At 54.1% G+C, this 24,792-nt stretch carries 29 protein-coding genes; 20 read left to right on the top strand and 9 right to left on the bottom strand.

What is annotated here, in order from left to right:
* The first annotated feature begins 16 nt into the window (after window positions 1-16).
* The 10 genes from traJ to HMPREF9442_RS12695 all read left to right on the top strand — a co-directional run bounded on the left by traJ (window position 17) and on the right by HMPREF9442_RS12695 (window position 8,583).
* Window positions 17-1,021 (top strand): conjugative transposon protein TraJ, encoded by a 1,005-nt coding sequence (gene traJ / locus HMPREF9442_RS12740; protein WP_005647499.1) that lies wholly within the window; start codon window positions 17-19, stop codon window positions 1,019-1,021.
* Between the two features lie 49 nt (window positions 1,022-1,070).
* Window positions 1,071-1,694: a conjugative transposon protein TraK gene (traK, locus tag HMPREF9442_RS12735; protein ID WP_005647497.1), complete on the top strand. Its 624-nt coding sequence runs from the start codon at window positions 1,071-1,073 to the stop codon at window positions 1,692-1,694.
* Window positions 1,695-1,699: 5 nt separating this feature from the next.
* Window positions 1,700-1,984, top strand: coding sequence for a TraL conjugative transposon family protein (locus HMPREF9442_RS12730; RefSeq protein WP_008629260.1), 285 nt, complete (start codon window positions 1,700-1,702; stop codon window positions 1,982-1,984).
* Complete coding sequence (locus HMPREF9442_RS12725) at window positions 1,959-3,125, top strand: hypothetical protein (protein ID WP_008629259.1); 1,167 nt, start codon at window positions 1,959-1,961, stop codon at window positions 3,123-3,125. The genes HMPREF9442_RS12730 and HMPREF9442_RS12725 overlap by 26 nt, the downstream gene beginning before the upstream one ends.
* Window positions 3,126-3,145: 20 nt before the next feature.
* Entirely contained in the window at window positions 3,146-4,537 is a 1,392-nt protein-coding gene (traM, locus tag HMPREF9442_RS12720) for a conjugative transposon protein TraM (protein ID WP_008629258.1), read from the top strand.
* A 285-nt stretch (window positions 4,538-4,822) separates the two neighbouring features.
* Window positions 4,823-5,761 carry a conjugative transposon protein TraN gene (gene traN, locus HMPREF9442_RS12715; RefSeq protein WP_008629256.1) on the top strand — a complete coding sequence of 313 codons (939 nt, stop codon included), beginning with the start codon at window positions 4,823-4,825 and terminating at the stop codon, window positions 5,759-5,761.
* A 3-nt stretch (window positions 5,762-5,764) separates the two neighbouring features.
* Window positions 5,765-6,346, top strand: a complete 582-nt coding sequence (locus HMPREF9442_RS12710) for a conjugal transfer protein TraO (protein ID WP_008629254.1) — start codon at window positions 5,765-5,767, stop codon at window positions 6,344-6,346.
* 23 nt (window positions 6,347-6,369) lie between these two features.
* Window positions 6,370-6,831 carry a DUF3872 domain-containing protein gene (locus HMPREF9442_RS12705; protein ID WP_040603133.1) on the top strand — a complete coding sequence of 154 codons (462 nt, stop codon included), beginning with the start codon at window positions 6,370-6,372 and terminating at the stop codon, window positions 6,829-6,831.
* Entirely contained in the window at window positions 6,806-7,711 is a 906-nt protein-coding gene (locus HMPREF9442_RS12700) for a hypothetical protein (RefSeq protein ID WP_008629251.1), read from the top strand. The genes HMPREF9442_RS12705 and HMPREF9442_RS12700 overlap by 26 nt, the downstream gene beginning before the upstream one ends.
* 26 nt (window positions 7,712-7,737) lie before the next feature.
* Window positions 7,738-8,583 (top strand): hypothetical protein, encoded by an 846-nt coding sequence (locus HMPREF9442_RS12695; RefSeq protein ID WP_008629250.1) that lies wholly within the window; start codon window positions 7,738-7,740, stop codon window positions 8,581-8,583.
* Window positions 8,584-8,734: 151 nt separating this feature from the next.
* Here HMPREF9442_RS12695 and HMPREF9442_RS12690 read toward each other — a convergent pair whose 3' ends face one another.
* The 7 genes from HMPREF9442_RS12690 to HMPREF9442_RS12660 form a co-directional block, all read right to left on the bottom strand.
* Window positions 8,735-9,178, bottom strand: a complete 444-nt coding sequence (locus HMPREF9442_RS12690) for a JAB domain-containing protein (RefSeq protein ID WP_008629249.1) — start codon at window positions 9,176-9,178, stop codon at window positions 8,735-8,737.
* Window positions 9,179-9,555: 377 nt separating this feature from the next.
* Window positions 9,556-9,777 (bottom strand): DUF7688 family protein, encoded by a 222-nt coding sequence (locus tag HMPREF9442_RS12685; protein WP_008629243.1) that lies wholly within the window; start codon window positions 9,775-9,777, stop codon window positions 9,556-9,558.
* A 109-nt stretch (window positions 9,778-9,886) separates the two neighbouring features.
* A complete protein-coding gene (locus tag HMPREF9442_RS12680) occupies window positions 9,887-11,599 on the bottom strand; it encodes a ParB/RepB/Spo0J family partition protein (protein WP_008629240.1) in 1,713 nt (570 codons plus the stop codon).
* A 149-nt stretch (window positions 11,600-11,748) separates the two neighbouring features.
* The gene (locus HMPREF9442_RS12675) at window positions 11,749-12,297 is read right to left on the bottom strand and encodes an SLOG family protein (protein WP_008629239.1); all 549 of its coding nucleotides are present in this window, start codon (window positions 12,295-12,297) and stop codon (window positions 11,749-11,751) included.
* 11 nt (window positions 12,298-12,308) lie between these two features.
* On the bottom strand, window positions 12,309-12,518 hold the full coding sequence (locus HMPREF9442_RS12670; protein WP_008629237.1) for a hypothetical protein: 210 nt from the start codon (window positions 12,516-12,518) through the stop codon (window positions 12,309-12,311).
* Window positions 12,519-12,572: 54 nt separating this feature from the next.
* Complete coding sequence (locus tag HMPREF9442_RS12665) at window positions 12,573-13,211, bottom strand: hypothetical protein (RefSeq protein WP_008629235.1); 639 nt, start codon at window positions 13,209-13,211, stop codon at window positions 12,573-12,575.
* Between the two features lie 70 nt (window positions 13,212-13,281).
* On the bottom strand, window positions 13,282-14,256 hold the full coding sequence (locus HMPREF9442_RS12660; RefSeq protein WP_008629234.1) for an ArdC family protein: 975 nt from the start codon (window positions 14,254-14,256) through the stop codon (window positions 13,282-13,284).
* Between the two features lie 280 nt (window positions 14,257-14,536).
* On the opposite strand from HMPREF9442_RS12660, the gene HMPREF9442_RS12655 reads away from it, so the two are divergent.
* The 4 genes from HMPREF9442_RS12655 (at window position 14,537) to HMPREF9442_RS15995 (ending at window position 16,741) form a co-directional block, all read left to right on the top strand.
* Window positions 14,537-14,980, top strand: a complete 444-nt coding sequence (locus HMPREF9442_RS12655; RefSeq protein ID WP_008629232.1) for a hypothetical protein — start codon at window positions 14,537-14,539, stop codon at window positions 14,978-14,980.
* Window positions 14,981-15,125: 145 nt separating this feature from the next.
* Window positions 15,126-15,797: a leucine-rich repeat domain-containing protein gene (locus HMPREF9442_RS12650; protein WP_008629231.1), complete on the top strand. Its 672-nt coding sequence runs from the start codon at window positions 15,126-15,128 to the stop codon at window positions 15,795-15,797.
* A gap of 18 nt (window positions 15,798-15,815) precedes the next feature.
* On the top strand, window positions 15,816-16,406 hold the full coding sequence (locus HMPREF9442_RS12645) for a DUF4948 family protein (RefSeq protein WP_008629230.1): 591 nt from the start codon (window positions 15,816-15,818) through the stop codon (window positions 16,404-16,406).
* Window positions 16,407-16,429: 23 nt separating this feature from the next.
* Window positions 16,430-16,741 (top strand): hypothetical protein, encoded by a 312-nt coding sequence (locus HMPREF9442_RS15995; protein WP_087944121.1) that lies wholly within the window; start codon window positions 16,430-16,432, stop codon window positions 16,739-16,741.
* On the opposite strand, the gene HMPREF9442_RS12640 is transcribed toward HMPREF9442_RS15995, so the two are convergent.
* Complete coding sequence (locus HMPREF9442_RS12640; RefSeq protein ID WP_232038359.1) at window positions 16,700-17,656, bottom strand: ComF family protein; 957 nt, start codon at window positions 17,654-17,656, stop codon at window positions 16,700-16,702. The genes HMPREF9442_RS15995 and HMPREF9442_RS12640 overlap by 42 nt on opposite strands.
* 279 nt (window positions 17,657-17,935) lie before the next feature.
* Here HMPREF9442_RS12640 and HMPREF9442_RS12630 point away from each other — a divergent pair, with 279 nt between their 5' ends.
* Window positions 17,936-18,229 carry a helix-turn-helix domain-containing protein gene (locus tag HMPREF9442_RS12630; protein WP_008629224.1) on the top strand — a complete coding sequence of 98 codons (294 nt, stop codon included), beginning with the start codon at window positions 17,936-17,938 and terminating at the stop codon, window positions 18,227-18,229.
* Window position 18,230: 1 nt separating this feature from the next.
* Window positions 18,231-18,548, top strand: a complete 318-nt coding sequence (locus HMPREF9442_RS12625; RefSeq protein WP_005858007.1) for a helix-turn-helix domain-containing protein — start codon at window positions 18,231-18,233, stop codon at window positions 18,546-18,548.
* Between the two features lie 93 nt (window positions 18,549-18,641).
* On the opposite strand, the gene HMPREF9442_RS12620 is transcribed toward HMPREF9442_RS12625, so the two are convergent.
* On the bottom strand, window positions 18,642-19,937 hold the full coding sequence (locus HMPREF9442_RS12620) for a site-specific integrase (RefSeq protein ID WP_008629218.1): 1,296 nt from the start codon (window positions 19,935-19,937) through the stop codon (window positions 18,642-18,644).
* Between the two features lie 376 nt (window positions 19,938-20,313).
* Here HMPREF9442_RS12620 and HMPREF9442_RS12615 point away from each other — a divergent pair, with 376 nt between their 5' ends.
* From HMPREF9442_RS12615 to HMPREF9442_RS12600, 4 genes are all read left to right on the top strand, one after another.
* Window positions 20,314-21,336 carry a sugar kinase gene (locus HMPREF9442_RS12615; RefSeq protein ID WP_040603127.1) on the top strand — a complete coding sequence of 341 codons (1,023 nt, stop codon included), beginning with the start codon at window positions 20,314-20,316 and terminating at the stop codon, window positions 21,334-21,336.
* Between the two features lie 28 nt (window positions 21,337-21,364).
* On the top strand, window positions 21,365-22,033 hold the full coding sequence (locus HMPREF9442_RS12610; RefSeq protein ID WP_008629215.1) for a bifunctional 4-hydroxy-2-oxoglutarate aldolase/2-dehydro-3-deoxy-phosphogluconate aldolase: 669 nt from the start codon (window positions 21,365-21,367) through the stop codon (window positions 22,031-22,033).
* 304 nt (window positions 22,034-22,337) lie between these two features.
* A complete protein-coding gene (locus HMPREF9442_RS12605) occupies window positions 22,338-24,278 on the top strand; it encodes a heavy metal translocating P-type ATPase (RefSeq protein WP_420850133.1) in 1,941 nt (646 codons plus the stop codon).
* A 67-nt stretch (window positions 24,279-24,345) separates the two neighbouring features.
* On the top strand, window positions 24,346-24,777 hold the full coding sequence (locus tag HMPREF9442_RS12600) for a Fur family transcriptional regulator (RefSeq protein ID WP_040603104.1): 432 nt from the start codon (window positions 24,346-24,348) through the stop codon (window positions 24,775-24,777).
* The last annotated feature ends 15 nt before the right edge of the window (window positions 24,778-24,792 follow it).

The following is a 24,792-nucleotide window of genomic DNA, read 5'->3' as shown; positions in this document are numbered from 1 at the left end:
AATATAATATAGGACTATGTTGTTAGCGATAGACTTCACGAACCTGCACGAGATATTGCAGGTATTGTATCAGGACATGATGCCGCTCTGCGAGAAGCTGACGGGTGTAGCCAAGGGAATTGCCGGGCTGGGTGCGCTGTTCTACGTAGCCGCCAAGGTGTGGCAGGCGCTCGCCCGTGCCGAACCTATCGACGTGTACCCGTTGCTCCGCCCGTTCGCCATCGGGCTGTGCATCCTCTTCTTCCCCACCTTCGTCATCGGCACGATCAACGCTGTGCTCTCGCCCGTGGTGAAGGGCTGCCACGGGATGCTCGAATCACAGACCTTCGACATGAACCGATACCGGGAGCAGAAGGAGACGCTGGAGAGGGAGGCGTTCCGCCGTGACCCGGAGAAGGCGTATCTGGCGAGCAAGGAGGACTTCGACAAGAAGCTCGACGAGCTGGGCTGGTCGCCCAAGGACTTGAAGACGATGGCGGTGATGTACATCGACCGGACGGAATACAACATGAAGCGGAACATCCGGCTGTGGTTCCAAGAACTGCTCGAACTGCTGTTCCAGTCGGCTGCGCTGGTGATCGACACGATACGGACGTTCTTCCTGATCGCCCTCTCCATCCTCGGTCCGATAGCGTTCGCCCTCTCGGTCTATGACGGGTTCCAGAGCACGCTCACGCAGTGGATAACGAGATACATCTCCATCTACATGTGGCTGCCCGTGAGCGACCTGTTCAGCTCGGTGCTGGCACGCATCCAAGTGCTGATGCTCACCCGTGACATCGAGGCGATGAGCGACCCGACCTTCATCCCGGACAGCTCGAACACGGTGTACATCATCTTTTTAATCATCGGGATATTCGGGTACTTCACCATCCCGACGGTCGCCAACTGGATCATCATGGCGGGCGGGGTGAGCCAAGCCAACCGTGCGATGAACCAGACCGCAAACAGGGTCGGCAACGTCGCCGCAGCGGGTGCGGGCGCCGCCGTGGGGAACATCGCCGGAAAAATCATCAAGTAGCGGCGGATGCCCCAAGAAAATGAGTCATAACGAATAAAAAACCGGAAACATGGAATTTAAAAGTTTGAAAAATATCGAAACGAGCTTCAGGCAGATACGGCTCTTCACGCTGGTATTCGCCTGCCTGTGCGCCGTGGTGACGGGCTTCGCCCTGTGGAAGTCGTACAGCTTCGCCGAGGCGCAGCGGCAGAAGATCTACGTGCTGGACAACGGCAAGAGCCTGATGCTGGCACTCTCGCAGGACGTGCGGCAGAACCGCCCGGTGGAGGCACGGGAGCACGTGCGCCGCTTCCACGAGCTGTTCTTCACGCTCTCGCCCGACAAGTCGGCTATCGAGGGCAATATCAAACGCTCGCTGCTGCTGGCGGACAAGAGCGCCTTCAACTACTACAAGGACCTCTCGGAAAAGGGGTATTACAACCGGATAATCTCGGGGAACATCAACCAGATGATAGAGATAGACAGCCTGCGGTGCGACTTCGACAAGTATCCGTACAGCGTGCGGACATTCGCCCGGCAGATCATCCTGCGGGAAAGCTCCGTTACGGAGCGCAGCCTTGTGACCCGCTGCCGCCTGCTGGATGCGGTCAGGAGTGACAACAATCCGCAGGGCTTCATCATCGAGGGGTTCGAGATCACGGAGAACAAGGATTTGCAGACCCTCAAACGCTGACGGCTATGATAAGGAAATTCATCACAAAGGCGCAGGATTGGGCGGACGGGAAGCTCCGCCGCCTCGCCGGGCGTATCTCGCCCGACATGCGTGTGGCAATCATCCTCGTGATGCTGGCGGCGTTCGGCGCACTGTCGGTCTATATGACCGTCTCCTCCATCTACCGCATCGGAAGGAACGACGGGAAGGAACTGGGGATAGAGCATATCAGGCACCTGCAATTGCCCAATGACAGTATTATCAACCCTTTTGAAAGCGGACGGCATGGGACTGGTGGAGAGGTTGAGTGAGTGGCTGCTCCGCCGCCGGGAGCGGCAGGAGGAGCGGAACATGAGGCAGGTGGCGGCGTATTTCGGGAGCCTGCTGAATAAGAGGCGTGCGGATGCCGGTGCAATCCTCCAGTCCGTCAGGGACTACCGGGACTGCCCGGAGGTAACAAGGAAACAGGCGGAGCTGCTGCTGGAACACAGGTTCTTCCGGTACGTGTACCAGACGGGCTATCCCGAATTGCGGGCGGTCATGGACGCCCTGAAAGAGACCCGTTACGGGATGCGTGAGGGGGCGGCAATCCCCCGAAGCGTGAGGGAGGCGGCGGAAAGCCCGATGCTGCGTCTGGCGGCGCAATACAAGGTGCTGGAGTATGAGAACACGAGGCGTAACGCCCCGCAGCCGTTATCCCCCGAAGCGCAGGCGGAAAGGGATGCGGCGCACCGGCTGCTGAACTGCTGCATGAGGGAGGGAGACCTCGACGCACTGAAAAGGCTTGCCCTGAAAGGCGAGAAACCGGACGACTCGGTGGCCATCCGCCACGGGCTGGCGGAAGGCTACCGCAGGCTCGAAGAACTGAGCCGGGAATGGAGCGAGGAGATGCGGGGCGACAACCACACCGTCATGGAACAGATCGAGTTGCGGGAGGCGGACGAGAGGGGAAAGCTGATGCGGCAAGCCGCCGCCCTTTACGAGAGGAAGACGGGCGGCAAACTGCCCGGCGACTATCTGGAAGCGGTGAAGGCGGAACGGGCGCTGCTCCACGGGCTCGCCCGCCACGGCTGGGACGGTCAGCGGGAAGTACCGAAGGAGACGGTGGAGAAGTACGGGCTGACGGAGGACTTTGCCGGTATTGCCCGGCTGAGGTGGGACTACCACCTGAGCGAGGACAACGGGGACTTCTCCCGGGACTACCCGGAAGCCGCCATCGGACGCCACAACCGTGCCATCCGGGAGCGTGCGGCGAAAGAACTGGCAGGTCTGGAAACGAGGCTGTTCCCCGAAAAGGCGGCAAGCCGGGAACGGAAGGCTGCGCACCTGCGGGCGGACAACCGGGCAAGCCCCACGGCATCGCTCAAACGGGAACGGAAGGAGCCGCCCGGCAAGCGGCAAACCGGGGAGACAGGCAGAAGGAAGCCTCCGGGGAGAAGAATCAGAATGTAGGACAACCATAAATTTTTGACATGATGGAAGAACAGAACCAAGAAAAAGCAACGGCAACGCAGCACGTGACGGTGGCGGATGCCGCAGCCCCGGAGACGGGGAACGGAAAGAAGGAGGACAAGGGCGGCGGGAAAAAGGAGAAGAAGACAGCCAAGCCGCTCACGCCGAAACAGTTGCAGCAACGGAAGAAGCTGATGGTATATCCGCTGATGGGTTTGCTGTTCCTCGGCTCGATGTGGCTGATATTCGCACCTTCGGAGGAGCGGGAGGTGAACCGGGACACTGTGGGGGCGTTCAACGCCGACATCCCCCTGCCGGAGAACGACGGGATCATCGGCGACAAGCGGAAAGCCTACGAGCAGGCGCAGGCGGAGAAACAGCAGGCGGAGAAGGTGCGCTCGCTGGAGGACTTCGCCTTCTCCGAAGAGAGCGATACGGACGGGGTGGAAATGGAACTGCCGGACAGCGAGCCGGAACGGGAACCGTTCCGGGACTATTCGGACAATAGCGGCGGCAGCCGTTCCTCCGTTACCGCCTACCGGGACATCAACCGTCAGCTCGGCTCGTTCTACGAGGAGCCGAAGGTGGACGGGGAAAAGGAGGAGCTGAAAAGGCAGGTGGAGGAGCTGACCGCCAAGCTGGAAGAAAGGGAACGGCAGGCGGGCGGAATCGACGATCAGGTGGCGCTGATGGAGAAGAGCTACGAGCTTGCCGCCAAGTACATGGGACAGAACGGGCGGGACGGCGCAGCCGTGCAGGTGCCCGCCACCGGGCAGGACGGCAACGGTTTGGGACAGCCCGCCGTGGCGGTGCAGGCGGCACGGGAGCGGACGGGATCGGGGCTGCAACAGCCCTTGAGCGATGCGGAGTTCATGCGGCAGTACAGCCAGCCGAGGAACTACGGCTTCAACACGGCAGTAGGCAGCGGGTACGCTATGGGGAAGAACACGATACGGGCGTGCATCCACGGGGATCAGACGATTATGGACGGACAGACGGTGAAGCTCCGTCTGCTCGAACCGCTGCAAGCGGGAAACCTTGTGATTCCGCAGAACACGCTCGTTGCGGGTACGGGAAAGGTACAGGGGGAACGGCTGGATATCGTGGTGTCGTCCGTCGAATACCGGGGGAACTTGCTGCCCGTGGAGCTGGCGGTGTATGACAGCGACGGGCAGAAAGGCTTGTCTGTCCCTTCATCACTGGAACAGGAAGCGGCAAAGGAGGCGATGGCGAACATCGGCGGCGGGTTGGGAACGAGCATCTCGTTCGCACGGAGCGCCGGACAGCAGGTGGCGATGGACATCACCCGTGGGCTGATGCAGGGCGGCAGCCAGTACCTTGCCAAGAAGTTCCGCACGGTAAAGGTGCACCTGAAAGCGGGGTATGAGGTGATGCTTTATGCCAAGGAGTAGCGTACTTTTTCTTTTGCCTTGACACAAAAGAAAAAGATACCAAAAAGAAAAAGTCAAGACTGCATTTTCTCGCTACTCTCTTCCTGCGTTCCGCTAAAGAAAAAGAACTCGCTAACGCTCAAACAGCTTTTTCTTTTTAACGCTGCACTTCGGTCGTTCGCTTTACGCTGCGAAAATGAGGTCGGTCTGCTATGCAGTAGGTAATTTTTTGTATGGGAAGAGGTAGCCAGAGGATATGATAATTAGCGATAATAATTTAGAACAATAATTAAAAAGAAAGGACAAATGAAAAAGATTTTTGGATGGGTCGCCCTGCTTATGGGCATGGTGACGGGTGCGAACGCACAAGTGAATGATACGATACAGCAGGCTGCGGGCAACGATCTGTATCAGGGGATTACACGGAAGCTACCCTACCGGCAGATGGTTACGCCCCACGGGGTGCAGGTGACGTTCGCCAAGACAGTGCATATCATCTTCCCCTCGGCGGTACGGTACGTGGACTTGGGGAGCAATTGGATTATCGCCGGGAAAGCTGACGGTGCGGAGAACGTGATCCGGGTGAAGGCGACCACCGAGGGGTTTCCGGGGGAAACGAACTTTTCCGTTATCTGCGAGGACGGAAGTTTCTATTCGTTCAATGCCCGGTATGCGCATGAGCCGGAGATGCTGAACATCGAGATGAAGGATTTTTTGGAGAACGGGGACACGACGGACTTTTCCCACACCCGGATGAATATCTATTTCAGGGAACTGGGTAACGAAAGCCCGCTCTTGGTGAAGCTGATCATGCAGAGCATCTACAAAGAGGACAGGCGGGAAATCCGGCACTTGGGCTGCAAACGCTTCGGGGTGCAGTTCCTCCTGAAATCCGTCCACTCGCACAACGGGCTGTTCTATTTCCACACGGAAACGAGGAACAGGTCGAACGTGGCTTTCCGGACGGACTTTATCCGGTTCAAGATCGTCGACAAGAAAGTGCCGAAGCGCACCGCCATTCAGGAACGGGTGATCGACCCGGTGCGCAGCTACAACGAGGTGCTGGTGACGGAGGGGAAAAGCGACGTACGCACGGTGTATGCCGTCCCGCAGTTCACCATACCGGACGACAAGCTGCTGGTCATCGAGCTGTTCGAGAAGGACGGCGGCAGGCACCAGACCATCCGGGTGGAGAACGCCGACCTTGTGGCGGCAAAACAGATTAACGAACTGAAAATCAAGTAAGCGATGAAAAGGTTACTGTTCATTATCCTGCTTTTCGGGGTGTGCCTGACTTTCAACCGGGCACACGCCCAACGGTGCCTGCCCGGAATGAGGGGCATACAGCTCACGGGCGGGCTGTCGGACAACATGCGCTGGAAAAACGGCGACGGCTTCGGCTACCACGCCGGGATAGCGGTGAGCACCTACACGAAGAACGCCCACCATTGGGTGGTCGGTGCGGAATACTTGGAGAAGCGGTACGGCTACCGGGACTGCCTCTATCCGGCGAGCCAGTTCACGGGCGAGGGCGGCTATTACCTGAACTTCCTTTCCGACCGGAAGAAGACGTTCTTCGCCGCACTGGGGCTGTCCGCCCTTGCCGGGTACGAGACGGTGAACTGGGGCGAGAGCCTGCTGCCGGACGGCTCCCGGCTCACGGATGAAGACAATTTCATCTACGGGGGTGCGCTGACGCTGGAGCTGTCCGCCTACGTGACGGACAAGATTGTCCTGCTGGTAAACGGTCGCCAACGGGTGCTGTTCGGCGGCGACTGCGGGAAGTTCCACACGCAGGTCGGCGTGGGAATACGTTTTATGATTCGATAACTGCTATATAATATATAATGTATATGAGGACAATGATTTATAAAATATTCACGGGCTGCTACATCGTGGCCGCCCTCGTGCTGGTCGCAGCCTGTAATGACGGGCTGGACATTCAGACGAAATACCCGTTTACGGTGGAGACGATGCCCGTCCCGAAGGAGCTGAAAGTGAACGAGACGGCGAAGATACGGTGCGAACTGAAACGGGAAGGACGCTGGGAGGACACCCGGTACACGATCCGCTGGTTCCTCTTCGACGGGGAAGGCACGCTCAAACTGGAAGACGGCACGGCGTTGCTGCCCAATGACCGCTACCCGCTGGAGAAAGAGACGTTCCGGCTCTATTACACCCCGCTGTCGGACGAGCAGAGCAGCTTCACCGTCTGGGTGGAGGACTCGGACGGTCAGGCGGTCGAGCTGGAATACGACTTCAATGCGGACAACGACAAGGAGGACGGGGATGGAAGTGGAACTGAGGAAGAGTGAGGTACCGGCTTTGGCGGAACTGAAAGACCTGTGCCGGCACGAGTGTACCGCAGAGCGGTGCGCCGATGCCGTCAGGGAGTTCGGATGGTCGCTGGAGCATGTGCCGGAGGACATGAAAACCCCGGAGATGTGCCGCCGTGCGTTGGCAGCGAGTGCGGAACTCGGTTACGGGCATCTGGCATTGCTGCACCATATCCCGTTCGCAGAGGTCTGCATGGAAGCCATACGGGACTGGTACGGCGAGGGCAGAGCCGATCTTTACGAGGTGGCTTCGGCAATCCGACCGGAGGTGTTCGACGGGAAGATGGCGGATTTTCTGGTGGCGGAGGACGGCAGGTGCCTGTCCCTGCTGCCCGTCCACCTGCAAACGCCGGAGCGGGCGGCGAAGGCGGTGGAGGTGTCGGGGGCGTCTGCCCTCCTTTCCGACCGGGTGAAGCCGGGATTGAAAACGCCGGAGCTGTGGCGGAAATGCGCCGAACATAGCTGGATGTCATTCGTGATGATTCCGTGGAGGGAACGGTCGCCGGAAGCGTGCCTGACGGCGTACCTGAACTATCCCGGGATGATCCATGCCCATCCCCATGTCGTGCCGCAACCGGTGGACAGCTATTGCAACGTGTACTCGCTGTGCCGCCTGATGGAGCAGATGACGGGCGGGAAATTCACCTACGGTCAGATGGCGGACTTCTACGGGGGAAAGCCGATGGCGGTCAAGTGTATCGAGGTGCCCGATGGTTTCCTGAAAGACCGTGAGGTGACTTTCGACCGGCAGAAAGAGACGTTCCGCATTGCCCCTCTCAGCCAGCGGCAGGAGCAGAAGGAACGGCAAGAGCCGGAACGGAACGACGCACCCAAGAGGCGCAACGGAATGAAAATATGAAACAACCTATCTAAAAAAACAGAAACATGGAACAAGAAGAAAGAATGTATCAGGTGCCTTTGGAGATGATATGCAGGCACGACCGCACGGCGGAGGTGTGCCGTGCCGCCGTTGAAGAGGACGGCTGGCAGTTGGAGAACGTGCCCGAAGAGGTGAAGACACCGGAACTGTGCCGGAAGGCGCTGGAAACGGAAGCGGGGTTCGGGAACGACTGCTTCCGGCTGGTTCAGCATATCCCGTCCCCGGAGGTGTGCATGGAGGTGCTGAAGGAGTGTAGCAAGGTTTGCCCGGAGGAACTCTACGGGGTGGCGGCAAGCATCCGCCCGGAGGTGATGAACGGCGAAATGGCGGACTTCCTGCTGCCGCTGGACGGCAGGTGCATCAGCGTCCTGCCCGTGCACCTGCAAACGCAGAAACGGGTGCTGGTGGCGGCTGAAACGTCGGGGATGTCCGCCGTCGGGCGTGGCGGAGTGCCGAAAAGCCTGCTCACGCCCGAGGTGTATGTCAGGTGCGCCGCCCACAGCCGGGAGTCGCTGATGATGATCCCGTGGGCGGAACGCTCGCCGGAGGTCTGCCTGATGGCGACAACGAAGTACCCGGACTGGGTGAGGAACCATCCGGAGTTCGTGCCGGAGAGCGTGCATAATCAAGACAGCGTATATACGCTGAACAGCCTGATGGAAAGCCTGACGGGGGAAAAGTTCAGCTACCGGCAAATGACGGACTTCTACAACGGGAAGCCGCTGGAGGTGAAACGGATGGAGACGCCGGACGGCGTGCAGAAGGACAAGGCGGTGAAGTTCGACAAGGAGACGGGGAAGTTCTCCTTCTCCGACATCCGGCAGGAGCGGAAACGGGGATTGAAGATGTAGCGTGAGCCGGACGAAATGGAAAGCATCCTTCGGGATGCTTTTTTCATATCCGCCCTATCGTCTTCCGGTTTCTTTTGCTTCTTGTTCTTTTTCCGCCCCGCTCATGAAAGAAAAGAAGTGCAAAACGGATAGCGAACAAAAAAGGGGGTGCTTAAAGCATCCCCTCGTCGGTGTAGCTGAGGTAGGTGTCCTCGGTCAGTATGATGTGGTCCAAAAGGCGGATGCCGATTGCCTCGCAGCCTTTCTTCAACTGGCTGGTCAGGTTGTTGTCCTGTGTGCTTGCCACCGTCGAGCCGGACGGGTGGTTGTGCGAGAGGATGATTCCCGAAGCATGGGAAACGAGAGCCGTCTGAAGGACGATGCGTATGTCCACGACCGTACAGTCTATCCCGCTGCGTGAGATGCACGAAACGCCCAGCAGCTTGCCTGCCCGGTTCAGATACATCGCCCAGCACTCCTCGTGGTGCTGCATACAGTTCTCGTAGAAGGTCTTGAGGATGTCGTAAGACTCCTTGGAAGAGTGGATTTTAACTCTCTTGGATGCGTCAGCGTCCTTGTAACTTACGGTGATTTGAGGAAAAGACAGTGTATTCATAATGCAAAAATTAAAAGTGAAACATTTATTTTTTGCTTTGGGGCACGGGGAAAGAGCGGACTTCATGCAAGGCTTTTGCGTGGAATACGACCCGAAGGTGTGGAGATTGTGCGCAAAACCGTCAGGTTCAGCCTTGCTACTTGTCCGTTTTTTCCCGTAGATTTGCTAAAAAAATGAGTGTGGAGCTTGGCTAAAAATCCGGTGGGTCAAGGGGTTTCTTTTTGCTTCTTTGTCTTTGTCCGCATCCGGCTCACCGAAAGAAAAAGAAGTGCGTCCGAAATGCCGGGTCAATCCTTTCCCACGGGTGGGTAAAAATAGAAGTCCGGGCGGATCGCTACCCGTCCCGGACCTGCGGCGATGAAACATAGAGGGGAATGTTATGGCTTGATTTCCCCCGTTGCGATTAAATTCCCGTCCGAATAATACGCTATCTTCCCGTAGGTAAATCCCATGTCGGGAATGGCTACGAGAGCGATATAGTCCGAATACTCCCTGCCTTTGAGGTTCTTCCCGACAAGGTTGTTGAATATCATGGGGATGCTGCAACCGTCCTCGCTGTAAAGGACGGTTTTCCCGTTCTGTCTGATTTCCTGCTTCATTGTTATCAAAATTTAAAAGTTGAAAAATCGGTTTCTTTGCTATCTTTCTTTTTCGCTACGGCTCACGAAAGAAAGTAGCGGGCGGATTTCTCCGCCCTGCCCTTTGTCCTTAGGCTGCAATCTCTTCGGTTTGCGGTTCTTCTTCGGGTTGCGTTACCTTGCGCTCCCTTGCCCGTTCCTGCACCAAGAGGACGGCTTTCTTTTCCTCGATGCGCTGGTGTCGCTTCTCGTACACCCCGTTGTACTCCCTTTCGATGTTGGCGAGTTCCTCCGGCATGTGCCTGCGTGCGAAGTCAAGCAAGAGGGTCGCCACGGTGTTGTTGCCGTATGCTCCCTTGAAATTGGCTACAAGGAAGTCCCTGCGGATGATGGTCTTCATCCTCACGGTGAGGTTGCCGATAATCCCCATCTTGTCCTCGTCCGTGATATACTGCTTGTCTTCCGTAATCCCCACGGCTGCGAAGTGTTCCTTACGGAGTGAAGAGAGAAGGAAGAAGTACAACATGGTATCTTCGTCCGCACTGAACTTGCCGCCCGTGATGTCGGCTTCGAGGATTTGTTTCTTGGTGTCCTCCACCGTGCGTTCGAGTGCGATTTCCTTGTTGCGCTCGTCCTGCTTCTCCAATTTCTCCACGGGTGAGAGCGGTGCGGATGCGGGCTTTCCGTCCGCTGTCTGCGCTTCGGTCACGTTCTCCACATAGCAGAAGTCAATCTCCTTCTGCCCGATTTTGGCATAGACGGTGATTTCCCCCGCTTCGCTCCTGCGGGTGATTTCCTCCTCCTGCTCCATGTAGTCCGCCCATTGCTGCTCGTAGCGGGTGCGGGCTTCCCCGTAGCGTTCGGGGTCGTTGAAATTTTCGGCTTTGGGTTCTTTCGGGCAGCTTGGAAAGGCGGTGTACCTGTCAAGGGTCTCCACCTCGTAGCCCGAAGCGATTAGCCGTTCTGCCACCGTTTCGTTGGTGCAGTAGCGGTCACGGCAGAGCGACACGCCCGGCTGGGTCTGCATGATTTGCACAGCCCGCTCCATGAGGTAGGATGCGTTCATTTCGGCAAGGCACGTGCGGTTGGCGCAATGCCCGCACCCGCCATCACGGAACAGCAGCAGGTTGTTGGTGTTGTGTGCGCACGTAGCGCACTCGGTCTTGTCGAAGCGGTAGTATTGCAGGTCGGTGGTGAAGTTCTGCTCGATGCGCCTTGCGACATCGGCGGCTTTCAGTCCCCGCCAACTGTTGTACGTTCCCTCGTCCTGCAAATGCTTCTCGTACACCTCACGCTGAATGTCCTCCCCGTATCGGCAGATTTCAGCCGCCACGCTGATGGTCAGCTCGTCCGCTTCCAAAAGGGCGGCGATTTCGGGGATAAGGGCGGTGAATTTCAGCCGTGTGCGGATGTAGTTCTCGTTCTTTCCGAAGAGTTGCGCCAAGGTCTGCACGGTATGGCGTCCGCTCTCGATAAGCCGTTGATAGGCTGCGGCTTCCTCCACGGGTGTCACGTCCTTGCGCTGCAAGTTCTCGGTAATCGCCATTTCCTCGGCTTCCTCGTCCGACAACTTGGTTACGATTGCGGGAATTTCGTCCCTGCCCGCAATGACGGACGCACGGTAACGGCGTTCCCCGAAAACAATCCCGTAACGGTCTGTCCCGTCAACGGGGCGCACGGTGATGGGCTGCAACACGCCCTGCCGTTTGATGCTCTCGGCAAGTTCGTAAAGGGCTGCTTCATCGAAGTGTTTGCGTGGGTTGAAACCGCTCGGCTGAATGTCTGCCAATGCTACCATCGTGATGTTTTTCTCTGCTGCTGATTGATTTGCTTTTGTCTTCATAATCTGTTATTTTTAAGTTGATTGTTTATAGTTGTTCTTTTTGATTTTTGACAAACCGTTCCGTTCGGGAAATCGGTTTCTTTGCTATCTTTCTTTCCCCGCTCCGGCTCACGAAAGAAAGTAGCGGGCGGAAAATCCGCCCTTGCGGGCTACCTGCGGTTATAGCATACGTTCGCGAACTTCTTTTTCTGCTCTACTGCCCGTTTGAGGGTGTAGAACGTGCCGCCTATGGCTACCGCATCGTAATAGACCATCAGAAAAGCGGAGTTTTCCAAAAGGTAGTCGTTACGGCGCAGGAAACAGCCCTCGGTATATCCGTCCTGCAAGGTTACCACTTCATCGGCTTGCGCCAAAATGGTGTCGTAACGCTGCTTGTCGGCTTGGGTGTACCGTTCGGCTTGTCCCTTGAAGGGGACAACGCATTTCAGACGGATATGCGGGTATCTCTTTTTGAGGTTCAATACTTCCTCTGCTGCGATAAGGTCGAAGCCCTCGCACATTCCCGACAAAAAGGTGTCGTAGCCTTTTTTGATACAATAACTTTCGATGGCTGCGAACGTGTCGAACGCCACCTCCCTGAAGAGTTTCTCACGGTCTGCCGTGAACTTGGCTATACGGTTGGTGCGGTGTCCCGAAAAGGCTACCGTCTTTTCTTTGGTAACGGGTGTTCCGTTTTCTGTCCATGTCCTTGTTTCCATATCGGTAAATATTAGAATATTAAAAGAATGATTATCAGTACGAACACGAAGCCGACAAACAGCCGCCACGCAAGGGCGAAAACAAGCCGTGCCACGAAGTAAAACAGAGCCACGACAAGCAACAAGGCGAAAAGCTGCCCTGCGGCGGTGGTAAGGAAATAAGCCGCCGAAGCCCAAAGGATTAGGCGGTATATCAGTTTGTAAACAAATGCCGTTTTCATGTTCTTGGGTATTGTCGGGCGGATTGCTCCGCCCGTGGTTCTTTAACAGTTCCCTTACGGGATATAGCGGTTATCAGCCAACAGCCGGAACGTGTCGTAATCAGCCGTTCCCCGATAACTTAGGGACAGTTCAAAGGAGAGGTGTCCTTTCTCTATGTAGAAAGTGAAGCGCAAGCCGTTGCGGGTTATCGTCCCTTTCGCATAGTTTCTACGTTCCCAGCTTACGGGTTCGTTCTCGATACTTTTCAAGAAGTCGGCTACCTTTCGGGCGTTCTCCGCATTTTCCTGCTCCACCTGCCTGTATATCTGCGTGCAGTAGTTTATCCAATCGTTTATTTTCTTGGCGGTGAACACGCCAATATTGCACGGCTTTTCGTATTGGCTGCCCGCCCTTTCGATGTCGTAGCGGTTGACATATTCAAAGTGTTCCATGTCGGCGGCTATCTTGTATTTGTTCTCTTTGTTTATCTTGTACACATGAAAACGGATGCCGTTGTACGTGAACTCTATGCGCACGCCGTAAAATGCGGGGTATTCACCGCTTACCACGTGGTAGCCGTATTCCGCTTGGGGCATGTACTTCCTTATCTCCTGCATGAGTGGAGACAGCTCTTTTTTTGCCTGTTCCACCTTCTCGGTAAACATAACTTTTATGTTTAACCCGTTAAATTCCTTTTCCGATAATGTTTTCATCGTCTTATGTCTTTAGTGGGGCGGACTGCTCCGCCCGTTGGTTGATACTCTTGTTCCTTTGTTGTTTCGCTTAGGCTGCTGCGGGTTCGTTTACCGGTTCGGTCACCTTGTCGGCAATCATCTTCGCCGCCTTGTTCACGTCCCCCAATATCTCCACCAAAAAGGCGGGTTCTTCCTTTAGCTTGGTGAGCCAGTGTTTCAGATAGGCGGCGTTGTTCTCCTGCGGTGCGGCTGCGTAGCCGAAGAACGCACCGCAAAGGGCGGCGGTAAGTTCGGCGACAAGTTCCTCACGGGCGTAGAGCGCATCCCCGAAGAAGCTGCCGAACGTGCGGTTCAGCCGTTGGGGGCTTCCCGTGCTGTGCGCCATCTCGTGCAGAAGCGTGCCGTAATATTCCGCTCCCTGCGGGAACTGCTCACGCTGCGGGCAAACGATATGGTCGGAAGAGGGCGAATAGTAGGCACTGTCCGAATACTGCACCTTGATGGGGCAATACCAATTTTGCAGACAGACAAGCTCGTCCAACGCCTCGTAAATCATCCCGTCCGAATAGTCTTCGGGCTGCTCTCCCTTTTTCATGCGCTCGTAGCGTTCGGGGTATTTCCCTGCAAAATCGGTCTGGTCGATGTTGAAGACATTGTAATACTTCATCTGCGGGATGACCTTGTAATTTTCCTGTTCGGTTGCGGTCAGCTTGCGGTATTCCTCGTACTTGATTGTCTTTTTCGTCTCCTTGTGTACCACGAACTTAAACCAATAATAGACGGGAAACGAGCGTGCGCCCTTGCAAACACTTAAATCCTCTTCCTTCGCTTGGTTGAACGTGAGGAACACGGGCAAAGTGAATTTCATGAACTCGGTGTAGAACAATAACATCAAGACATTTCCGCCGTTATAGAGCGTCCCTCTGATGTTGCGGGGCAAACCTTGTTCAAGGCTCGCTATCCACGGCTTTTGCCAATCCGTTTTCAAGCACTCGATTTTCTTGATTAACAAATCGGTGAACATCGGTGCAATCTTTTCGATGGTGCTGTTCGTTGTTGCCATAACTCACAAATTTTAATCGTTATTACTCTGTTTTCATCGCTTGTCGCCCCAACCAATTTTTTTCCCTTGGCTGATTGGGAAGAACATTGACCATCATTGATAGCGGAAAAGGTGAATTGCAACCATCTGAAAAAATGGTAAATACTACCCGCAGGGTGGAGATTTGGCATTTTTTACGGATTTGCTTTCACCTCCGCCTACCTTCGTCAATGTTTTCCCAATCAGCTTAGGGAAAAAATGCCCTGTCAGTCATTCCAGTCAATGGTAAGTTACTTGCCGGGTGCGGGAAGAAGAAGTCTTCCGGAGAGCCGGGAACGCCCGTTTCCCAAGGCAAGGAGATACGGACGGGAGAAGTATATGGGAGCACGGTCAGCTTCCGGCTGCCGGACAAACACCGGGGAACTCTTTCGGGCGGGACGGGGGCACGGGAAGTTTCGGCGAACAGCCGAAGCCCCGTGTGACGGCACGGACGGATGTGTTCCGTTTGTCCTTCCGCCCGATGTCCGGCTTCGGCCATGCAGCCTGCCGAAATGGTCGGAAACGGACGCCGGGACGGGACAGCCCGTGCCCAAGGTTTAAGCGCAAGACAGTGAAAGCCCTTTCACCCACGTTAGGGATTGCAGGGAAAAGCCCACAGCATAGCGAGGACTTGCAACGGAAAGCCCGACCCGAAGGGGAACGCCCAAACAACCATCCGCAAAAACTGCTTTTAAGCATACCTTGAAAAAAGGAAGACCGAATATTCCGAAGTTTCGTCCTTATGATATATATTTGTAATTGAACGGAAAAAATAGCTGCATATCAAGGCTTGAAGCGAAGATTACAGCGAAAAAGCAAATCACTACCTATTTTTGAAAAGAATTGCATTTATGGAAAAATACAAAGTAGATTATAGTGAGTTTTCTTATTTTAAAGGCATAACGATAGATTTTGATTCTTTAGAAGAAGGTCTTGATTATGCCCAAAGACATAATATCAAAGATGTTTTAGTCCGCTCTGAAAAGAATGATATAAAAAGAGTTGTAAACTTTGATTTTCTAAATAGGCGGGATTTTATACAAACATTTCATTGGATCGTTTCTCTTTCTAAAAGGTCGAACATTACTGGATTATATCATCTTTCAAAACTGAAAGATTTCCGTTGGGGAGTAGATAATAATTTTGACTTGGATTTATCTCTTTTTCCAGTATTAGAGAAAGTCAATATCAGTTATGATGCAAAAATCAGTGGTTGGGAAATGCTGCATCAATTAAATTGGCTTCAGCTAAGTAAAGTTAGGACAGATAACCTTTCATTTTTAGAAAAGACCATTAGTTTACAGTATTTGCGTATTATCGGAGGTTCATTTACTTCGATCGAAGGTTTGGAAAAGTGTGTCAATCTAAAAACTCTTTTTCTACAAAGGTGTACGGCTCTCACAAACCTAAAACCAACAATCGCAAATTTGTATAATTTAGAGAGATTGAATTTAGAAACATGCCGAAAAGTCAATGTAGAAGAACTCAAAGGCATTGCTGTCAGATATATATCAGTAATTTGAAAAACATTGGGAGCAAAAATGAAAATACCCATCACAATCCTGCTTTTAGCAAGCCTGTTTGCCGCAAGTTGCGGAAAGCCGCCTATGCCGCCGAGCGACGAGGAAATGATACGCCACTTTGCCACGCACGAGGCGGCGTTCCGCAAGGTGTACGAAATCATGGCAGAGAGTTCAGAAGGCAGTTTCCACTACCCGCCACTTTATCCGGAAGAGGTCATTATACTTGATTCAACAGAGCAAAGCGATACATCCCATGAAACGAATGACGAAGAAGACCTCCCGGTATATGGGCTGCTGAAGCCAGACCGAATACAGCTCGATTCCTTGTTGTCAGAGATTGGATGCGGTCTTGTCCTTGTTGACCGCAGGGAATGGGAAACGGCGGATTCGGTATATGTGAGCCTCGTTATGCCGTACTATTCCCACGGCATCGTGGACGCAGGAACATCCAAGAGTTTCGTTTATGATCCCGGATTGAGAAGCCGCCGGAATATCCGTATCACCGAACACGGCGACCTGAACGAGATTTACCGAAGGACATACAACGACACCACGCTGTACAAGCCCGTCAAGGAAGGCTGGTACATCAAGTTAGACCATTCACGATAACCTGAAATGATGAACCAAACAAGATGAAATTAAGATTGGCATTAAGGATATTATGGGGGTTATGCTATCTGCTGTTGCTGTGGGTGGCTGTCGCTGATTCTATACAATTCTCAAAGCATCCGGAACTTTACCCGATAGGTTGTGAAGGATTAAGTTGGAGCTATGAATCTTCCGAAAACTATATCCTTACGGGCTGGGTGGCGATTGGTTGGAGTGCCATCGGCTTTGTCGCATCTGCCTGCTATCGTTTCAAGTATAGCGGAAAAATACTGCTGGTACATTTTGTACTGACACTACTCCGATGTTGTTGGATTTGTATAGTCATTTATGGATAGATCCTTCCGCTCGTCCTCGAAAGCGATGGTCTTGGCAAGGAACATGCCGATGACGAACTTCGCCCCATGCGCTATCAGCTTGCGCCGCAGCGCTATGAAAGTAGCCCCGGTAGTAAGCACGTCGTCCACGAGCAAGACGCACTTCCCCCTGAACCGTTCGGGGTGGAACTCCAGATTGGCGGTGCGGTCTCCGTTCCCGTGCGTGCCCTTGAATTGCGCCCGGTCATAAGCGACGGTTATCGCCCCGTACCCGTCGGCTATTCCCATGTCCGCCGAGAGCTTGCGGCAGAACGCCTCGTACCGGGTGCGGTGCTTCTCCCGTGTGGATGCCGGGACGGGAACCAGCACGGCACGGTGCCTGTTCTCCTGAATCGCCCGGATGTGGCTGGCGGCGATGGAGAAGAGCTTGACGAAAAGGTCGGTCTGCTCGCCGCTCTTGAAACGCCAAACGGCGTTCGACACCTTCTTCCCCTCGAAGGTGATCTTGTCGTTCCGGCGGACGGGGCAGTAGTCATAAAGGTATAAACACAAGCTGCCGTCCAAGCGGAAGAAACCCTGAAAGCGGTTGTCGAGCGGAAAGAACGCCTTGCGGAATCCGTTGAAGAAAGTGAATACAAGGATATTGTTCCAGAAACGTGCCTCGTCCTCGCTGCCGGAATCGAGCCTGTACATGAATCCCGCCAAGTTCCCGCTCTCGTACAAGCCCATGCCGATGGTCAGGCGGCTGTTGAAGTCGGTCTGGCTGACGATGTACCAGCCGCACCGGGCGAAATGCTCCTCGGTAGCCGGAACGGGTCTCCAGCAGGAAATAGAACTTGCCGTCGTCCTCGAAACGGATGACGTACTCGCAGCGCAGGCGGCGTGCGATCTTGCCCAAGATGCGGCTCTCCTCCTCGATGACCGCAGGAGTGGCAAGGAAGGTATATTGTGCGATAAAGACAGCCTCGTCCATAGTAATGATGTTTGGTCGGTTACAAATATGCGAAATGTCCGGCACACGGCAAGCGGAAAGGGCGGAAAATATGCGGAAGGGCGTGCGGATATGTAGAGCTTCTCCCTACTTTTCACCGCCCGGAACGTGACAAGGCTACAAGCGTGAAGCAAAACGAGGACAAGCGATACGGTTTTGATACACGGACATATACAGACCGGTATATTTGCAGGGAAGTATAACAATAAAAACGTATTGGGACAATGGAAATAGTAAGCATCGAGAGAAAGACCTTCGAGGAGATGAAGGAACGGTTCGGCAGCTTCTCGCAGCACGTGAGGGAGCTTTGCGCCCGCTACCGCCCGCCCGAAAAGATGAACTGGATGGACGGGGCGGACGTGTGCGAGAAACTGGGCATCAGCAAGCGGACATTGCAGACCTACCGTGACCGGGGGCTGCTGCCGTACAGCCAGATCAACCACAAGATTTACTACCGGACGGAGGACGTGGAGGCGTTCGTGGAAGCCATGAGCCGGGAAATGACGGAGGACGAGTGAGATGGAAGTGATCACAAGGGACACGGAAGAGGTACGGGCATACTTCGAGGCACTGGAGGAAGGCATGAGGTACCTCGACACGGTAACGGCGCACTTCCGCCCGGCGATGAACGGCGAGGTCTATCTCACGGGCGAGGACGTGTGCAGGCTGCTGCACATCACGCCGAGAACGTTGCAGGACTACCGCACGCAACGGCTGATCCCGTACATATCGCTGCCGGGCAAGACGCTCTACCGCCAGTCGGATCTGCTGCGTATGCTGGAGGAGAACTACGTGGACATGCGCCCAAAGCGCAAACGGGGGAAAAGTCCAACATAAACGCACGGGGGTGTGCATCGGGAAATGCAGCAAAGGCAGGGACACCGTATCGGAAGTTCCTGCCTTTGCCGCATTCTGCACCGGGGAAAGGCGTCAAGCCGTTTCCCGGAGGGAGCGGCGCACCCGCTTCCCGTCCTGTTTCCTGTCCTTCTTCTCCAGCACGCTCCGCTGCATGGCGGCGAGGTTGCCGGAGATTGCCCGGAAATCGGAGCTTACCATCCTGTTGGTCACCTCGGCGTAGATCTGGGTGGTGGAAATGTGCTTGTGTCCGAGTATCTTGGAGAGCGCCTCGATGGTGCCGCCGTTGCAGAGATAGACGGTCGTGGCGAAGGTGTGGCGGCTCAGGTGGAAGCCGATCTCCTTGTGGATGCCGCAGGCTTTGGCTATCTGTTTGAGGTGGGTGTTGCACACGCTGTTGCTGGGTATGGGGAAGACAAGGTCGCCCCCGGCAAGCCCCCTGTACCTCTCTATCAGCTCCTTGGCAATCTCCATGAGGGGAACGTTGCTCGATACACGGGTCTTGGTGCGTCGGGTGATGATCCATTCCTCGCCGTCGAAGTCCATGCGCTGTATCTTGTCATGGGTGAGCGTCTTTATGTCAATGTAGCTAAGCCCGGTGAAACACCCGAAGAGGAACATATCCCGCACAAGGTTGGTCTGTTTCTTGACGAACACGGCATTAGCCAAGGTGCGCAGCTCCTCTTCCGTGAGATAGCCCCGGTCGGTCTCCTGCATCTCAAGGCTGTACTCTCCGAAGGGGTCGGTGCGGACGATTCCACGCCGCCACGCCTTGTCGGTCAGGCTGAGCAGGGGCATGGTGTATATCCAGAGGGTGTTGGCACTCAGCCCTTTCTCTACCCGCAGGTACTTGTCGAAATCGGTGATGATCTCCTTGGTCAGTTCCTTGTAAGCCATGTCGGTGCGCTTCTTCTTCTCCCAAAGGAAGGTCTTGAAATGGTTGTAAACAGCCAGATACTTGTTGTAGGTGGACTTGGCTCGCTGCCCTTTCTCCACCATCGCCTCAAATTCCCGGTTCATGTTCCCGAAATCTTTGAGGATGCAGTTCTCCATCACGCCGACACCGAGGAAGGCGTTGCGCAATTTCTCGGCGGTGACGAAATCCTCTTCCCGGAGGATGCGGTGGTAGTGGTTGGTGAGCCGGGCGGAGACCTCCTTCAGTTGCCCGTTTATCTCGTTTGCCTCGGCGGACTTGCCTTTCGCCTTGCCGTTCTCCCAGAGGTCGGGAGTGACAAACAGCTTGGTTCCCACCGCCTTGTCATCCCCGTCAACGGAGATTTTCACCATGATGGGGGCTTTCCCGTCCCGGTTTCTCACTGCGGATCTCTTGATGTAGAACGAGGTCGCAAACGTACTTCTCTTTGTTTCCATAACTCTAAAATTTTCGTTTCTAAAGGTAGTTACTTATTTCTTACCAAGAGCTATGCAAAACAAGGCAAAGCAATGAAACAGAACTCATTATGCCGTATATACTCCCTTTCGGAACCGGTAGCTGTTTAGTAGCCGAACTTTGTCCGAAAGGGGTGTTTTCAGGCTTTTTATGCCGAAGCCTGCTTCAACCCGCTCTGCATACAAGATGCTGACCTGCATTTATTTATGTAGAACTTTGCTTTTCTTTGCGCCTTATGCCGATTTTTTCCGTAAAAAAGAACGCCTTACGGAAAAAATATCTATTTTTGCATATCAAAAAAATAAATTGTGTGGGTTAACAGTAAAAACCAAGGCTAACAATAACCAAAATACAGGTATGGGAAAAATAATAACGATGGGAGAAATCATGCTCCGTTTGTCTACACCCGGACAATCTCGTTTTGTACAGACAGACACATTTGATATTAATTACGGGGGCGGGGAAGCCAACGTAGCCGTAAGTTGTGCCCATTATGGACATGAGGCCTACTTTGTTTCCAAACTGCCCAAGCATGAAATAGGTCAGGCTGCCGTAAATGCCTTGCGCCGTTATGGCGTACACACTGATTTCATCGCCCGTGGCGGTCAGCGCGTGGGAATATATTATCTGGAAACAGGAGCCTCCATGCGTCCGTCCAAAGTCATTTACGACCGTGCAGGGTCGTCTATTGCAGAGGCTTGCCCGGACGATTTCGATTTCGATGCCATCATGGAAGGTGCCGACTGGTTTCATTGGAGCGGTATCACACCGGCCATTTCAGATGCCAGTGCCGAATGTTTGCGCCAGGCATGTATTGCAGCCAAAAAGCACGGCGTGACCGTTTCCTGCGACCTCAATTTCCGCAAGAAGCTTTGGACATCGGAGAAAGCCCAAAGCATTATGAAGCCTCTGATGCAATACGTGGACGTATGCATCGGCAACGAAGAAGACGCAGAACTTTGTCTGGGCTTCAAGCCGGATGCGGACGTAGAAGGGGGCAGCACGGAAGCCGAGGGTTACAAAGGCATTTTCAAAGGCATGATGGACACGTTCGGTTTCAAGTACGTCATTTCCACTTTGCGTGAATCCATCTCGGCCACTCACAACGGGTGGAAAGCCATGATATACGACGGTAAGGAGTTCTATGTGTCCAAACGTTACGACATAGACCCCATCATCGACCGTGTCGGAGGAGGCGATTCTTTCTCAGGAGGCATTATTCACGGCTTGCTAACAATGAAGACTCAAGGCGAGGCGTTGGAGTTTGCCGTAGCGGCTTCGGCTTTGAAGCACACAATTCCGGGCGACTTCAACATGGTATCCGCCGAAGAAGTGGCAGCTTTGGCCGGAGGTTCTGCCAACGGTCGTGTACAAAGATAAACCCGTCCAACGATAATAAGAAAAAGATATGGCAAAATTCGATAAACTTGCAGTCATGCAAAAAATAGGGGAAACCGGCATGGTTCCCGTATTCTATCATTCCAATGCCGAAACGGCCAAGAAAGTAATCAAGGCGTGCTATGATGGTGGCGTGCGCGCATTTGAATTCACCAACCGTGGCGATTTTGCCCAGGATGTGTTTGCAGAATGCGTGAAATTCGCTGCCAAGGAATGCCCGGAACTGGCTTTGGGCATAGGTTCCGTTGTGGATGCCCCTACAGCAGCCCTCTACATCCAGTTAGGAGCTTGCTTCGTGGTAGGGCCGTTGTTCAATCCTGACATCGTACCGGTATGCAACCGCCGTTTGGTGCCCTACTGTCCGGGATGCGGCACAGTATCGGAAATCGGCAAGGCACAGGAATTGGGCTGCGACCTTTGCAAGCTCTTCCCCGGTGACGTGTACGGCCCGGCTTTCGTGAAAGGGATGATGGCACCCTGCCCATGGACCAAGCTTATGGTGACGGGCGGCGTGGCTCCTACGAAAGAGAACCTGACCGCATGGGTCAAAGCCGGAGTCTACTGTGTGGGGATGGGTTCCAAATTGTTCCCGAAAGAAGAAGTTGCTGCCGGGAATTGGCAATACATTACCGACAAATGTAAAGAGGCTTTGGGCTATATTGCCGAAGCGCGTATATAATGACAAAGGACATTAGATTTTTATGAGTAATACAATTGGTTAATTTTGTGGTATGTGATTTGCGAAAACCGCATACCTTGGTTTTAATGTTTTTAGATGTGGGTGTCATGTCTTGTGAAAAACGTGGCACAGGTTAACTTTTTATAATTATTAAAATTTTAGGTTAATGTATGCGGCTTTGTGAAAAGCCGCATTTTTTGTATACATGGGAAGTGTGCTATTCCATTAGCCGAAATGTTTTATGCAACCAAGTTGCACGGAAAACCGGATAACTTTGCCATAGAAATCATAAAAAAGCCATATAATGAAAACAAAAGCACATACCTGTGGGTGCGGTCACGGCATCTGCCACACGGAAAACAATCGGAAAACCAACCTGTGTCTGTGGTTTTCTTTCGCAGTTTTGATCAGCGGCATCACATGTCAAAGCATGGACACTGCCTTTTTTCGCCCTTCATGGGTACGGCTGTGTTGGTTTTTCGTGGGGTGGTTGCCCGTAGCGTTCCCCATCATGAAAGAGGCGTGGGAAACCATTCGCCACAAGGACTTTTTCAATGAATTTACGCTGATGCTGTCGGCCTCGCTCGGCGCTTTCTATATCGGAGAATATCCGGAAGCTGTGGCGGTCATGCTCTTTTATGCCGTGGGAGAGATGTTTCAGGACCGTGCGGTGGACAAAGCCCGGAGCCATATCAAGTCGTTGTTGGACGTGCGGCCGCAGACTGCCACCGTGCGGCGCGACGGGCAATGGCAGACGGTGGCACCGGAAACCGTGGGGGTAGGAGAGGAGATTGAAGTCAAGACAGGCGAACGCGTCCCCTTGGACGGTGTGTTGTTGGAGCCTGAAACCGCTTTCAATACCGCCGCATTGACCGGCGAAAGCGTGCCGCGCATGATTGGGCAAGACGAAGAAGTACTGGCCGGTATGATACCGACCGAACGGGTCGTCAGATTACGCACTGTACGCGGCTATACCGACAGCGCCCTGTCACGTATCCTCGACATGGTACAGCATGCGGCTTCACGCAAAGCTCCCACCGAACAGTTTATCCGCCGGTTTGCCCGTGTCTACACTCCGACCGTCACGATGCTTGCCGCACTGTTGGTCGTGTTGCCTTGGCTTTATGCCTCATGGCATCCCGGTTTCATCTACGATTTTCATGCATGGCTCTACCGGGCGTTGGTCTTTCTCGTCATTTCCTGCCCCTGTGCATTGGTGGTCAGCATACCGTTGGGCTATTTCGGAGGAATCGGGGCAGCCTCACGCCGGGGAATCCTGTTCAAAGGCAGTAACTATCTGGACGCCATTACCCATATAGATGCCGTAGTATTCGATAAGACCGGCACACTGACCTGCGGCGTCTTCCGGGTGCAGGAAGTACATCCTTCCGGCGGCCTCACAGCCGACGAACTGGTGGCATGGGCCGCAGCGGCGGAATCCGGAAGCAACCATCCCATAGCCCGTGCCGTTGGTGAATATGCCAAACAACAGGCCATAACGCTTCCTGCGGTAAGAAATACGGAAGAACGGGCCGGATTAGGCTTGCGCGCCATGACCGGCAGAGGCGAACTTTTGGTCGGAAAAGCGGCTTTATTGGCTCAAAACCAAGTAGCTTATCCCGAAGACATTCTTCACATTCCCGACACGATTGTGGTTGTGGCCCTCGACGGACGCTATGCCGGCTACCTGCTGTTGGCCGACGAGCCGAAACCCGACGCATCCCGTGCCGTGGCGACTCTCCATGGCCTGGGCATCCGCAACCTCTGCATTTTATCCGGAGACAAGTCGGCATTGGTGGGCAAACTGGCCGGACAATTAGGGATTTCCCGTTATTTCGGCGACCTGATGCCGGAGGACAAAGTGCGGCATATCGAAGAATTCCAAACAGAAGAACATGCGCGTGTGGCTTTCGTCGGCGACGGACTGAACGATGCGCCCGTATTGGCTGCCAGCAAGGTAGGCATTGCGATGGGCGGGTTGGGAAGCGACGTGGCCATCGAAGCGGCCGACATCATCCTGCAAACCGACCAACCGTCGAAGATAGCCGAAGCCATTCGCATAGGTCGCCGCACACGGGCTGTCGTGTGGCAGAACATCATCGGTGCCCTCGGAGTGAAACTGCTTGTACTGGTACTGGGTGCTTTCGGTGCGGCCACCTTGTGGGAAGCCGTCTTTGCCGACGTGGGTGTGGCTTTGTTGGCCATTCTGAATGCCGTCCGGCTGTTGAGTGATAAAAAAGATTAAACCATCGCCATACTATGGGATAAAGCACGTACCTTTATCCCATGGTTATATTGGAGGCATATACATTATGGAAGAAGACATCTATTTGCATAAACTGAATTTACGGAACGTGAAACCCACAGCCATCCGTCTGTTTATTCTCCGTACGATGATGGAAATGAACCGTGCCGTGTCACAACCCGACTTGGAAGAAAAACTGCAAACCGTGGATAAATCCACCATATTCCGCACCATCTCGCTGTTTCTGGACCATCACCTGATTCATGCCATTGATGACGGGTCAGGCGCACTGAAATATGCGGTATGCAGCGACGATTGCACTTGTTCGGTGAGCGACCAACACGTACATTTCTATTGCGAAGGATGCCATCGGGCTTTCTGTTTTCGGAGTCAGGCGGTCCCGGTGGTGCAGGCACCGGAAGGATTCGTCCTGCACGGGGTGAATTATGTACTCAAAGGACTGTGTCCGGCATGTGCGGCCCGTATAGATAAAGACTGACATTTTGTCAGTAGC

Origin of the sequence: Paraprevotella xylaniphila YIT 11841 (assembly GCF_000205165.1) — a bacterium.
Classification (GTDB): Bacteria; Bacteroidota; Bacteroidia; order Bacteroidales; family Bacteroidaceae; genus Paraprevotella; species Paraprevotella xylaniphila.
Note: the sequence above shows the minus strand (reverse complement) of the source record. Positions and strands in the feature narration are given on the sequence as shown.

Coding starts and splice junctions, on each gene's coding strand:
- traJ (WP_005647499.1), top strand. CDS start 17: ATGTTGTTAGCGATAGACTTCACGAACCTGCACGAGATATTGCAGGTA.
- traK (WP_005647497.1), top strand. CDS start 1,071: ATGGAATTTAAAAGTTTGAAAAATATCGAAACGAGCTTCAGGCAGATA.
- HMPREF9442_RS12730 (WP_008629260.1), top strand. CDS start 1,700: ATGATAAGGAAATTCATCACAAAGGCGCAGGATTGGGCGGACGGGAAG.
- HMPREF9442_RS12725 (WP_008629259.1), top strand. CDS start 1,959: ATGGGACTGGTGGAGAGGTTGAGTGAGTGGCTGCTCCGCCGCCGGGAG.
- traM (WP_008629258.1), top strand. CDS start 3,146: ATGATGGAAGAACAGAACCAAGAAAAAGCAACGGCAACGCAGCACGTG.
- traN (WP_008629256.1), top strand. CDS start 4,823: ATGAAAAAGATTTTTGGATGGGTCGCCCTGCTTATGGGCATGGTGACG.
- HMPREF9442_RS12710 (WP_008629254.1), top strand. CDS start 5,765: ATGAAAAGGTTACTGTTCATTATCCTGCTTTTCGGGGTGTGCCTGACT.
- HMPREF9442_RS12705 (WP_040603133.1), top strand. CDS start 6,370: ATGAGGACAATGATTTATAAAATATTCACGGGCTGCTACATCGTGGCC.
- HMPREF9442_RS12700 (WP_008629251.1), top strand. CDS start 6,806: ATGGAAGTGGAACTGAGGAAGAGTGAGGTACCGGCTTTGGCGGAACTG.
- HMPREF9442_RS12695 (WP_008629250.1), top strand. CDS start 7,738: ATGGAACAAGAAGAAAGAATGTATCAGGTGCCTTTGGAGATGATATGC.
- HMPREF9442_RS12690 (WP_008629249.1), bottom strand. CDS start 9,178: ATGAATACACTGTCTTTTCCTCAAATCACCGTAAGTTACAAGGACGCT.
- HMPREF9442_RS12685 (WP_008629243.1), bottom strand. CDS start 9,777: ATGAAGCAGGAAATCAGACAGAACGGGAAAACCGTCCTTTACAGCGAG.
- HMPREF9442_RS12680 (WP_008629240.1), bottom strand. CDS start 11,599: ATGAAGACAAAAGCAAATCAATCAGCAGCAGAGAAAAACATCACGATG.
- HMPREF9442_RS12675 (WP_008629239.1), bottom strand. CDS start 12,297: ATGGAAACAAGGACATGGACAGAAAACGGAACACCCGTTACCAAAGAA.
- HMPREF9442_RS12670 (WP_008629237.1), bottom strand. CDS start 12,518: ATGAAAACGGCATTTGTTTACAAACTGATATACCGCCTAATCCTTTGG.
- HMPREF9442_RS12665 (WP_008629235.1), bottom strand. CDS start 13,211: ATGAAAACATTATCGGAAAAGGAATTTAACGGGTTAAACATAAAAGTT.
- HMPREF9442_RS12660 (WP_008629234.1), bottom strand. CDS start 14,256: ATGGCAACAACGAACAGCACCATCGAAAAGATTGCACCGATGTTCACC.
- HMPREF9442_RS12650 (WP_008629231.1), top strand. CDS start 15,126: ATGGAAAAATACAAAGTAGATTATAGTGAGTTTTCTTATTTTAAAGGC.
- HMPREF9442_RS12645 (WP_008629230.1), top strand. CDS start 15,816: ATGAAAATACCCATCACAATCCTGCTTTTAGCAAGCCTGTTTGCCGCA.
- HMPREF9442_RS15995 (WP_087944121.1), top strand. CDS start 16,430: ATGAAATTAAGATTGGCATTAAGGATATTATGGGGGTTATGCTATCTG.
- HMPREF9442_RS12630 (WP_008629224.1), top strand. CDS start 17,936: ATGGAAATAGTAAGCATCGAGAGAAAGACCTTCGAGGAGATGAAGGAA.
- HMPREF9442_RS12625 (WP_005858007.1), top strand. CDS start 18,231: ATGGAAGTGATCACAAGGGACACGGAAGAGGTACGGGCATACTTCGAG.
- HMPREF9442_RS12620 (WP_008629218.1), bottom strand. CDS start 19,937: ATGGAAACAAAGAGAAGTACGTTTGCGACCTCGTTCTACATCAAGAGA.
- HMPREF9442_RS12615 (WP_040603127.1), top strand. CDS start 20,314: ATGGGAAAAATAATAACGATGGGAGAAATCATGCTCCGTTTGTCTACA.
- HMPREF9442_RS12610 (WP_008629215.1), top strand. CDS start 21,365: ATGGCAAAATTCGATAAACTTGCAGTCATGCAAAAAATAGGGGAAACC.
- HMPREF9442_RS12605 (WP_420850133.1), top strand. CDS start 22,338: ATGAAAACAAAAGCACATACCTGTGGGTGCGGTCACGGCATCTGCCAC.
- HMPREF9442_RS12600 (WP_040603104.1), top strand. CDS start 24,346: ATGGAAGAAGACATCTATTTGCATAAACTGAATTTACGGAACGTGAAA.